We start from the raw sequence: 11,136 nt of genomic DNA, 5'->3' as shown, positions 1-11,136 counted from the left end.
TGTCGCAAACAGAAAACCACGGATGAAATCATTCCTCGCAACAAACGTATGCGTGAGTTTTACGACAAGAAGCGTGAAGAAGGAAAGCCATTTAAGGTAGCAGTTATTGCTTGTGTAAATAAGCTTTTACATTGGATTTTTGCCCTATTAAAAAACAGAACCACTTTCCAAGATATAACTTAGAAACAACATCTAACTAAATAACGAAAAACCTTCCAGTTCAGAGAATAAGAAAATTATTTGGTATACCCTTTTTTAGTATATCACGGTTGAATTTTAAAATTTAATGAAAAATATTGACAAACTATTAGCTGGTTTTGTTTAATAAGGAATTCAACAAAAAAGTCATTAATCATTTCTTGATTAACTGCCGAATAAAATACATCTCTACACATGTCGTTTTTGCCTTGTAAGGTAAAGAAGTTTCAAACTTTGAGTTATGTCCACTTCATTTTACACGAAAATCAAAAAGCCGATTCCAGATGGATCGGCATCTAACTATTTTTTTATTCCTAATTTTTTGCGGGGTATATGTCAATATAAAATTACACCTAGAATCGTTAGAGTGTGTCTAACTATCTGGGTAAACTTTTAAAAAAGGATTGCTGTCATTTTCTAAACATAATGCGAGTTTGGTTTGCTTGTTACTGTTAATTTAGTTCTATCTGAAAATGTATTAATCAAAGTTTTTATTTTATATAAATGTTTGTATGTTTTGCTTTTCCTTAACGTTCTCTTACTTTCAGGTTGAACGGCTATTCTTTGCTCGAACCCAAAGACTCTCTATATTTTGAGAATAGTAGGTCTTTACATGTGTAGTACCATTAAAAAGACTTAGTCTACCCTTTCATACTAGTTTCCATTCATAAATCTTAATAAGTTTTTATTAACCCTTTGGCTGTGAATGATCCTGCAGTATCCTTAAAATCCGGGAGTGCATTACCTATCGTCATGTCATTTCCCACCTATTTTATACTTAAAATTTTTTACTCTTCTATGTCAGGGTCGTAGGAATCCATATATTCTTCTTCACCGCCATGATCTTCCATCCATTCAGGTGTATCGACAAAATCCCAACATCCTTCACAAAAACCCTCACCATAAATATCTTCATCTAATACTTGGTGACATCGTAAGCAGTGTTTAAAAGCATTTTCTTCTACACATTCTTCACATATAATTTCATTACTTACTGTATATTGATAGTCCTCCTTATCTTTATCACAGAATGTACACATATCCATAATTATTACCCCTCTTTGTCAAAAATTCTTTTTAATAGAAGTGACAAAAAATAGTTGAATTTAATTCTGCTTTTCTGTCATACAAAGTACCTTATATACTTATCATCTCATTAATCAAATAAAGCAATAATATCAGCCATATTTACCGTTGGATCCAGCGTCACCCCCCCCGTTCAATGGCCCCAAGCATACGGTCTCATTTCCTTATCATTAATCTCTTTTGCTTTGGCATAAATTGTTGAACGTGGTACACCTGTCTGCTTAACAATATCATTCACGCTTAGCCCATTTATTTCACGGTTCGCAAACAGCTTCAACGCTCTTCGAATCTCTTTAGTGTCCTGCCCTTTTCTTCCTAGATGCTTTCCTAGCTTCTTAGCTCTTTCCCTACCCTCTCTGGTCCGTTCATTAATTAAATCCCGTTCAAATTCTGCAATAGCACCTAACATGGTAAACATTAGCTTGCCAGCAGCGGTTGAAAAGTCAATTTGTTCTTTTATGAAAGCAACACCAATGCCTTTTTCTTGCAAGTCATGTACAATGTTCTGTAAATCTCTTGTGGATCTCGCTAATCGATCAATCTTATAAACGACTAGCTTATCTCCTTCTCGCAAATATTCCAGCGCCTTTTTCAGTTCTGGTCTTCCAGTGTCCTTTCCACTTTTCTTTTCGTAGAAGATTTTAGTACAACCATTAATCTCTAGATGTTCTACTTGTAAAGCATAATCCTGCTCCGATGTACTTACCCTTGCATATCCAATAAGTTCACCCATCTTCAACACTCTCCATCCAAAAGATATATATCTTTCTGCATATCAATTATATACTATCTTTTAGACTATTTTCAAAGGTAGTATCCATTAAAAATCAGTGATTTTTATTCCTGTACAAAACTTACAACTTTTAGACAAAAAAAGTGCTACCCGAAAAGGTAACCTTAAATCTTCTGTCGGTAAACATCTACCCTCTCCAGGTAGAGAAGGGCTTTGAACTTCAGGAAGTTAAATATTAACAAAAAGAATTGAAGTACTTGATGACAGTAGTCGGCCTTGTTTACCTTTAAGGATGATTTAAAAACAGTTCTAACTTTATGTAAGTTATTATTTTAATAAATTTGCATAATAACGAATAGTTTCTCCTACTACATCTGTATTTAGGTTTTTACTAATATAGGTTTTTACCAAACTTCTTAACGCTAGGCTATTTTTTCTTTTATCGTCCATAAGCATACGTCTTATTTCCTTATTCGATATTTCCTTATATATACTTATCTCACGAAAAAAACTTACAAGTAAACTTTGACTTGTAACAAACGTTGAAAGAATAACAACCTTTTCCGAATCCGGTGGAGGAACATCATCTATGGCCTGAATATTATTATAAAGATATTTTCCGAAAGGGATGAAATGGGCGTCGGGCATTAATCGAATTTCGCATAGTCCTTCATAGTCAGCTTCCTTACGTTGAATGTATCGAACCACATCTAAAACAAAGTTATAGGTTTTTTCTTCACAAATTGATTGTTTTAGAATTTCTTCCTTTGAGAATTTGGTCGGTCCCCAAAATTTTTCCGATAACTTATAATTTTTAAAATCTTGCTCATTCCTTACTTCTAATATCCATTGTCTGTTTTTGGTATTCATCACCAAAACAAATTCGTCAAAAATAGTTGCATCCAAATACGGTTTAAGTTTTTGTGTCCATATTGGTTTAATAGTCTGTTTGTTAACGACCCACTTTGGTGCTTCCTCCCATTCCTTCTGACCGTTATTTTTAATCCTTTCTAGGAGATCACTTTTTTTCGGGAAGATATCATGTTTATCATAAGGCAATTTGGAACCATATAATTCTGATCTAAGTAAAGCCACTCGTTCAGCATTTATATAATCTACAGACACAATTAGGATTTCAAAACTTTCAAGAATTCTTACAGCGTCGTGGCTAGTAATATATTGAAAATTTAAATATAAATCTCCCTCAGTTGTTAATGTTAAAAACTTGCTTTCTGAATACAATGGAGTATGTTGTTTGTGAAATTTTTTATTGCCCCAATGGCGATGGTATACACTATATTGATATGGATTTAATTCATAGTGGATAAGCCATTGAGATGAATAGGTTGACACTATGATGCTGTGATCAGAATTCTGTAAGTCTTTAATGGTACTCTTTAGTGATTGATTCCATAATTCTTTCAGATCGCTTATATTTGTTCTAAATTCATAAGTAATGGCTTTTTCAATTAATCTTATATTTTTCGTCATTAACCCTTTTGAACTCTTTTTTACTTCATATTCAACTAAATCTCCAACTTCGAATTTCCCTTCATTTAAGGACAAAATATCTGTTAAACGAAAATACACATCATTATTTTCATTTCCAATAAAACCAAACCCTCTTTTAGAATTTATATACTTTATATTCCCTCTTCCCAATAGTTTTCCTCCTCTATATATGGCTTGTGACTTGACATCGACTATTTAACTACCGCAAATAAATTGAATCCACGTTCATCAAATTGTATTCCTATTTCAAATTCACCTACAGAATGAGTTGTATCTTCTTTTCCTGAAAATAAAATTTTATCGTTCACATAATCTATAGATATAGTTGGATCTAATCCCAAAATAAGTTTTTGAGTTATAATAAATGCTTCTTCATCAGCAATTCTACTATATATAATTTCTTTAATATTGTTGTTTTCATCGACTAAAATTGTTGGCCCGTTCAAAAACATAATGTAATGATCCGATCCAAAATATCTATCCTCAGGTTCTACTAACACGGGGTCTTTTATTTCAACTGTTTAATTAACAGCCTTCTTATACTCATCAATACTCAATGTTGAAACCTTTCCAGTTGAATCTGGAAGTGGACCTGACACTGCATCCCCTATGTGACTTGTTGAATAATTTTCTCCATACTCTTCTGGATGAGTATCTTTTCGGTTTTCGCCACCAACTTCATCTTTCTGATCTTCATCGTTAGAGGTTTCGGATTTTTCAGAAAAATATTTCTTTCCTAACTCTGGATCTCCCGGACTCGCAATATAAAGTAACTCTGAATATATCTTAAAATCCTTAGATTTAGGTGTTTTATAATAAGATAATACTTCGCCTACTTTGGGACAGTAATATTTCTTTTGTAGGAAGCCTTTCATAGATTCATATGTAAAAATTTGTATAACCTCAATACAATTGGAGAATTCACCAATTTTCGTAGACAAATCAACATTCACATTTACCAATTGAATTTCTGATTCATCATCACGATTCCACTTCAATTGTTTCTTTAATATCGCACTCTCTGCTGGAATAGATTCAAATATCGCATTTTCACTGGCTTCTACAACTCTTTTTTGTTCAATTACTTGTGAAGGATCTTTTGTAAAAAACAATGAATGATAAAAATCATAAATAAAAATAGGTGTTCCATCTGTTGCGCTCCCATTTTGAATAATCTCTTTTAGTTAATCCCTAGAAATCATTCCACCTTCCATTTCAGTGCCATATGTTATATACTCTCGTATAGTCCCCGGATTAGAAGGTAAATAATTTAGTAAATTATAGTTTGAAAACTTATCTAAAGTTGATTGTTTTTCCGTACTACATCCCAATAGAGAAATAATTACAAATGTACAAATAACTAAGATTTTTTTCACAACTTTTCCCTCACAATAATTTAAAAAGCTGGATTGTATTTTTTCAAGTAAGATCCTCAAGCTAATTTGACTAGCTAGGCACTGAGATGAGATAGCCCACCTTCATACATATCTCTATGGCATCCCCCATGTACTTGGCGCGCCTAATGCACATCGAAAGCGTTTTGCTATTAAACGTTAATCATTACACAACCAACTACGTAAGCCATTCGCAATACTATAGTATATTTTTAACTCCTATATACTTACTATAGCGCTAACATTAACAGTTACATAAGCCGTTAATTATAACGTTACATATGCTGTGACATCCGTTGATAATACAAAGTTCTCAGCTTTTAACAACGTAATTTGAACTCGTAAATTACACTCAAATAAAAACGCTATTATACGGCAAAAAAGGTGCTTTACCCGCTTAATATCTCTACCCCCGAAATTACAGAAAGTTAATGTATTCAATATTATGGAAATCAAACGCAACCTTCCATTCCGCTTGTTTAAATCCACGGGGAATCGGATTGTTATCTTCGTCTTGATACACAAGTCTAAACGTCCGGTGATCCGTTACTTGTTTGCCATCTTCTTCGCGTTCAAATATTAACTCTGTTTCTATTTCGCTAACGGCAGAGGCATTATCATAAACATTAACTAGCTTGTAATCAACTAACTTTTTACCTTCAAATACTTCACGTAGGTTGCCTGCCATTTTCTTAACAGAATTGTATTTCCTATTAAGTTCAAGCATCATCGCTAATTTACCGTAGTTTCTTACCGTTATATAATCAAATAATTGCATTACTGCTCTTTCTGGCATACCATCTTCGTAGTCACTTAAATCCCCTTTTTCTGGTATATCTTCACCAACGGTTATATCCCTAGGTTTCCATATTTGTAAATATTCCTTTTGCCGTTGATTTTGTGTTAATCCTTCTAGGCTACTTGCGATCTGTTCTATCGTTTTTTCGGGTGTTGGTGGTACATATTCTTTATCAACGTCCTTTTTGCCCTTATTTATTTCGATAGCCCAATCCCCTAGCGCTAGTAAGGTAGATAACGTCTTTACAGATACTTGTACGTTAGCATAGCCTAAATCCCTGCCATGGAGTATGCCGTTTCTATACGGTAAACTTATCTCCTCATTCGTAGTTTTCCTTCGGCTTTTATTAAAGATTTTTTGTATTGCAACTAAACCGCTACTATGAGCTGCAATCGTATCCCAAACGTCTAGCTTCACTTTATCCGCAAAGAAACCAATTTGTTCTACGTCGTTAACAAAGCCATCTATTAACATTAAAAATAACGGTACGCTTGCGTGATACCTACCGTTAAAATGGTCCTCTAAGGCGTTTAATAATAAAGGTGTACGCGACCTAAACTCTTTTACATTTTTAAGCCGTATAATTAAAAATGAGATTCGTTCTCTATCAGTAAAATGTTCAATAAGGGCTTCTTCGGCTTCTTTAGGCTTACCTGCTTCGGCAAGTTTTACGCAGTTCTCCATTAAGTCAAAACTTAACGATTCATAAGCTATCCAACCCTTTTTGGCGAAGAAATCATTGAACCTATCGGGTACGATTTTATATGTTTTATACTTTCTTTTTGCCTCATCGAATTGTTTAAAAGCCTCATCAAGTTGTTGATTCCTATACCCTAATTGTTTAGATACCGTATACAATGATTGCATATCCGTAAACCCTTCAACCGTTGTATCCATTTCTTTAAAACTATAATTATCTTTAATTTTCTTTTTAGTTTGTTTCTTCTTTTTCTTATTTTGGGGATTCTTTTTACCCAACAAACTTCCCTCCTTTATAATTATTCCGATGCCATTCTGCTAGCCAAACGTTATAACTCTTTATATAATCGTTAACTTCTTTCACTAGCTCTGGCGGTGCATCTTCACCTAAGCGTATAGTTCCATCGGTGTCATAATAAAATAGTTCGCTGTCCATAAATGCAGGCGTTTCAATTCTATGTAACATCGGCTCTTTACTCGGAATAAAGTGTTGTAAAAATACGTGTTCTTGTAATAAACAGAAATGCCCAAATGCGGTAAAGCCCGTTGCGAGTAATATCGCCCATAATGTATCCAATGATAGTAACGGCTCTTTATAGAAATAGGCGAAGAATATTACGTTAACTAATACGGTGTTAATAGCTAGCATCCAATACGTTGCTTTTTGTTTCCTGGTCATAACTCTACCCCCGTTAATTGAAAAATACCGCTAATGATTGTTCCTTCTGAGCGCTAAAAAACTGAATGAAGAAAGTTATAAAATTGATCTCTTCTTCTAAGTTATTATCCCAGTCTTTTAAAGCTCGGTATTTTACCTGTTCATCGTTAATAAGCAGATCATAAATACTGTATACGTAATGTACGCCCCAATCCCTCGGGTCTACGTTCATTTTTGATAAATCAAATTCTCCTCTAATTTCGTTTAAATACTGTAATGTAAGGTTCTTTGTACCGTAAAACTTTATTAGTACATATTCAATATCGCTAATAGTAATCCCAATATTCTTACTCAACTCTTCATTGTTATTTAACAACTGCTCTAAATGCCATACTGCCATAGCTTGCGTATAATAAGAACATAATGCACCGTTCTTTAAATCAGAATGTTTAACGGCATTTAAATAACGTTCGCCATTTTCATCGGTAATAAATATTTCTTCGAATAGTTCCTTCGGTATAAGGTAAAGCCAATAAGTTACAAATCGCAAACTATTATCCTGCATGTTTATGTTTTCAATTAACGGTAAAAAGGCGTTTAAAAAATCATGATGGACGTGGTCTTCCTTTTTATAAATTAACGGCTTAAATACACTACTAAATGCACCTCTAGTTAAAAACGTTTTAACAGCTCCATGTTGCATGATTCCTGGTTTACTCATAGCAACTCCTCCATAAGTAATTATCACTAATAGTATATCAAATATTTCCAATTGATAGATTAGAAAATAAAAAAAGCCTACCCTTAAAGGAAAGCTATTATTACGTATTTCTTAAAAATGCTATTATTCAAGTCAAACTATTCGTGCTTGTCATTACATCCAGATTAGCCATCTTTATATAACCGCGAGTCAGCTTTTATCGCAATACACTAAAATATTTTCGGGTCTTCCTGCCATTACTAATAATAACGCTAAAATATGGCGTATTTTATGAGGGTAAAATTTATCTTTAAGAACTGCTTTAACGCCGTAAACACGGAGTTATGTCAGAATTTTCATTCGTTTTAGCTTTATTATAAGCTAGTATAAAGGTACTCTACACCCTTTGCTGCATTTTAACAGTCGTACCGCCTAGGTAAAATAATCCTAAATGCCCATCTAATATAGTTATTTTTTGACCAATTCGGGTCATTTAATTATTTCTATATACACCTACAGGTAATAGTTGTAATATCAAAGTAACTATCAATACGGGAAAAGGTGCTCATATGGAAACCATTTATGAGGTATCAAGAATTAAGCAAGTCGTCTTAGAAGTCCAGAATAAAAAGTTTAAAAAGGGTATCTTCAATCCCTCAGATGCGAACAAAATTGCACATCACTTCATTGGAGAAGATGACCGGGACGTTTTTCTTGTAATTTGCCTTAACACGAAGAACCAAGTTATTGCAGTTCACAGAAGCCACATCGGTACGCTTTCAAACACAACCGTTTCACCACGAGAAATCTTCAAAGCTTGCATCTTAAATAACGCTAGGAGTTTCGTTGTGGCACATAACCACCCTTCTACAAACATTAAACTATCAAAAGAAGATTTTAAAACAACCGAAATTTTATTGAAAGCAGGATTAATCCATGAAATTCCTTTAATGGATCACTTGATTGTTAATTCAAGAGGAGAATTTTTTAGTTTCAAACAAGAAGGGTACATGTTTGAAAATCGGGTTGTTCGTAGAAGAGTTGAAAGAAAGAATTAATTGTTTTAGAAGACTACCATATGTTTTTCTAATACATTAATGTATCCCAAAGCATTAACCAATTATACTCTTTCCTGTAGACACTATAGATTCTATTGTACAATTTTCTTTATATGTATAAAAAATAACGCCTGTTATGCGTCCTGTTCTAGAGTAGCTATTCGAATGTCTATTACGTTGTCATTGCGATCATACCCGATTTTTTCGATACTTAAAGATAGCGTGTTTTTAATAAATCCCATATTTAATAACCTTTACTCCTTGTTCAAAGAGCTGTCTTACAATCATCAGCTCTTCAAAGGTCGGTCTAGCAAACCGACTTGGCTTCGTTACGACGAGCGTGTCACCGCTTGCAACGTTTTTAACAGCGCCTGGAATTACGACCTATCAGCTTTTGTACCTGTTAACTTTTCCGAATAAATCTTTTCTCAAGCTTCCCTTTCAAGTGCATCCATTTGAAGTCCTGACCCATCATTAATACCCGAGCACTTCCGTACTTCATCAATAACAGTCCCTTTTCAGAAGTTAACATATGGTTATAAGTTACGACACTGAACTTATCCCTTGAATATTCCGGATTGAAAAACTGGTGTCAAAACTTTTGAGTTATGACCCACCTATTTTAATAATATCCAAAAAGCCGATTCCATATGGAAATCGGTTTTTATTAAATAAAATATTTAGGGGTGCTGACTAAGTTGTTTAAATATAATCGAATTTATAATTAATATGTAGTTAATCTGTTTGATAAAAAAACTACTATTTCATTTATATATTTTTTACTTTTTTCATTGGAAGGATCTTTTCGGACTCCCTTAGAACCTTATCAATTGAATCAATAGTTTGCTTAAGTGAAGAAAGGAAATCTAACCCTAAGTCTTTTGACGCAGGAACAAATTTTCCGTTATATATCGCTCTTGATTTTACTAAAACAACCGAATCTGTAGCTTTATAATTTGTAATTTCATTGCTCATCGTTTTCCTCCTATCAATATTTTACCTACTTTTAATAACGGTTTTCACTTCTAACAGATAATTGGGTTGTTTTTAGGTAAGGTTTTTCATAAGGTATTTACTGTTGAATTTAAACAATCACTCAAGAAATTCTTTGATTCTTAAGTAGAGGTTTAGAAAGGTTCTCAAGGTTAGGAAGCAGCTGCGAAATTATCTTTTTGAATCCATCAATGGACTTCTTATACGCAACTCATATCCCCATAAATAATGAATGTGCTAAATGCTAACCATGGACAAATGTTATTTATCTCCTCTGTTTAGAATAACACTTTAATTATATAGTAAATAAAACGCAAGAAAACCCAAATCATGTTTGGAATTGCTAATACAGACCCGAGTAACAATCCAATATTAAATCCCAACTCTTCATGTTTATAAAATAAAAAAGTAATAGGTAATACTATTGGAAGAATAGCAAAACCGGAGGCTACAAAGTTTACAATCATTAACCAGGCTTTTATTCCAGAATGACCAACCCCCACGTTATAATATACATCCCACATAGAAGGATAGAAATAGTATTTTACAACCGCAACCCACTTTGAATCTGTGTTAATATCACTATGTCCATAATAAAATAAAATTATATTATATGCGATTATACCTAATACAATCATTAGTATTACCCCTAGAATTCCTCCCCCTACCCCGTTACCCTCATTTTCACTATAAGAGCTCCCTAAGAAATATCCAAATAAAAAATTGAGCATTTTATCTCTCCACCCTAAATATTTTATTTTTAATTAGAAAAATTTACTATTTCTCCGTTGTTTAGCAATACATACTTTCCATATCCCTCTTCGTTTACATACCAAGCTACTTTTGAAGCTATTACTAATGGTGCTTTATGATCATGCAGTGGAAAGGGAGATTTGTAGACTCTCCTCCCTTTCCCCGATACGAATCCATTGCTTAGATTGGAAACAGCAAAAAACTTTTTACTAGAGTGGTTTATAATCCAACATCCATATTTACCGCATAAAGATTTATACCATATAGCATCATCTCTTTTTGATTCCTCTAATGGTTCTTCTGGATAGAGTTTATAATCTAAATTACAACCATCCTGTAACTGCTCTAATTTATTATTTTGGAGATAATTCTTTTCAGTTTCGCTCCATCCCTTTGGAATGAAGTATTTACAAGAACAAAGAGTTTCGGGATCATCTATACGATTTGTTTTTCTTATAGAACATTGTTCAGTAATATCATCAAATAAATCACATTTAAAGCGACAGGTCTGTCCTAAATATGTGTTATCTATAATAAGTTTTAACATAGAAAT

General features: G+C 33.3%; 13 protein-coding genes and 1 pseudogene. 2 read left to right on the top strand and 12 right to left on the bottom strand.

Annotated features, from left to right (window positions below):
* Positions 1-183: pseudogene (locus J7E35_RS23130) on the top strand (IS110 family transposase); the annotation flags it as partial.
* A gap of 803 nt (positions 184-986) precedes the next feature.
* Here J7E35_RS23130 and J7E35_RS23125 read toward each other — a convergent pair.
* From J7E35_RS23125 to J7E35_RS23090, 8 genes are all read right to left on the bottom strand, one after another.
* The gene (locus tag J7E35_RS23125; RefSeq protein ID WP_214784758.1) at positions 987-1,244 is read right to left on the bottom strand and encodes a hypothetical protein; all 258 of its coding nucleotides are present in this window, start codon (positions 1,242-1,244) and stop codon (positions 987-989) included.
* Positions 1,245-1,417: 173 nt separating this feature from the next.
* Positions 1,418-2,017, bottom strand: coding sequence for a recombinase family protein (locus J7E35_RS23120; RefSeq protein ID WP_214784755.1), 600 nt, complete (start codon positions 2,015-2,017; stop codon positions 1,418-1,420).
* A 327-nt stretch (positions 2,018-2,344) separates the two neighbouring features.
* Positions 2,345-3,679: a cold-shock protein gene (locus J7E35_RS23115; protein ID WP_214784752.1), complete on the bottom strand. Its 1,335-nt coding sequence runs from the start codon at positions 3,677-3,679 to the stop codon at positions 2,345-2,347.
* Positions 3,680-3,720: 41 nt separating this feature from the next.
* The gene (locus J7E35_RS23110; RefSeq protein WP_214784749.1) at positions 3,721-4,029 is read right to left on the bottom strand and encodes a hypothetical protein; all 309 of its coding nucleotides are present in this window, start codon (positions 4,027-4,029) and stop codon (positions 3,721-3,723) included.
* A gap of 21 nt (positions 4,030-4,050) precedes the next feature.
* A complete protein-coding gene (locus J7E35_RS23105; protein WP_214784746.1) occupies positions 4,051-4,641 on the bottom strand; it encodes a hypothetical protein in 591 nt (196 codons plus the stop codon).
* Between the two features lie 700 nt (positions 4,642-5,341).
* On the bottom strand, positions 5,342-6,700 hold the full coding sequence (locus J7E35_RS23100; protein WP_214784743.1) for a hypothetical protein: 1,359 nt from the start codon (positions 6,698-6,700) through the stop codon (positions 5,342-5,344).
* A complete protein-coding gene (locus J7E35_RS23095; RefSeq protein WP_214784740.1) occupies positions 6,693-7,100 on the bottom strand; it encodes a hypothetical protein in 408 nt (135 codons plus the stop codon). The genes J7E35_RS23100 and J7E35_RS23095 overlap by 8 nt, the downstream gene beginning before the upstream one ends.
* Before the next feature lie 13 nt (positions 7,101-7,113).
* On the bottom strand, positions 7,114-7,800 hold the full coding sequence (locus J7E35_RS23090; RefSeq protein WP_214784737.1) for a hypothetical protein: 687 nt from the start codon (positions 7,798-7,800) through the stop codon (positions 7,114-7,116).
* Between the two features lie 548 nt (positions 7,801-8,348).
* Here J7E35_RS23090 and J7E35_RS23085 point away from each other — a divergent pair.
* Entirely contained in the window at positions 8,349-8,837 is a 489-nt protein-coding gene (locus tag J7E35_RS23085; RefSeq protein ID WP_214784734.1) for a JAB domain-containing protein, read from the top strand.
* A gap of 228 nt (positions 8,838-9,065) precedes the next feature.
* On the opposite strand, the gene J7E35_RS23820 is transcribed toward J7E35_RS23085, so the two are convergent.
* From J7E35_RS23820 to J7E35_RS23065, 4 genes are all read right to left on the bottom strand, one after another.
* Positions 9,066-9,215 (bottom strand): recombinase family protein, encoded by a 150-nt coding sequence (locus tag J7E35_RS23820; RefSeq protein WP_353050395.1) that lies wholly within the window; start codon positions 9,213-9,215, stop codon positions 9,066-9,068.
* A gap of 390 nt (positions 9,216-9,605) precedes the next feature.
* On the bottom strand, positions 9,606-9,812 hold the full coding sequence (locus J7E35_RS23075) for a hypothetical protein (protein ID WP_214784730.1): 207 nt from the start codon (positions 9,810-9,812) through the stop codon (positions 9,606-9,608).
* Between the two features lie 296 nt (positions 9,813-10,108).
* Entirely contained in the window at positions 10,109-10,561 is a 453-nt protein-coding gene (locus tag J7E35_RS23070; RefSeq protein ID WP_214784727.1) for a hypothetical protein, read from the bottom strand.
* 29 nt (positions 10,562-10,590) lie between these two features.
* A complete protein-coding gene (locus J7E35_RS23065) occupies positions 10,591-11,130 on the bottom strand; it encodes a hypothetical protein (protein ID WP_214784724.1) in 540 nt (179 codons plus the stop codon).
* Between the last annotated feature and the right edge of the window lie 6 nt (positions 11,131-11,136).

Origin of the sequence: Bacillus sp. ISL-45 (genome assembly GCF_018613195.1) — a bacterium.
Lineage (GTDB): Bacteria > Bacillota > Bacilli > Bacillales > Cytobacillaceae > Mesobacillus.
This window is presented reverse-complemented; position numbering and strand designations above follow the sequence as displayed.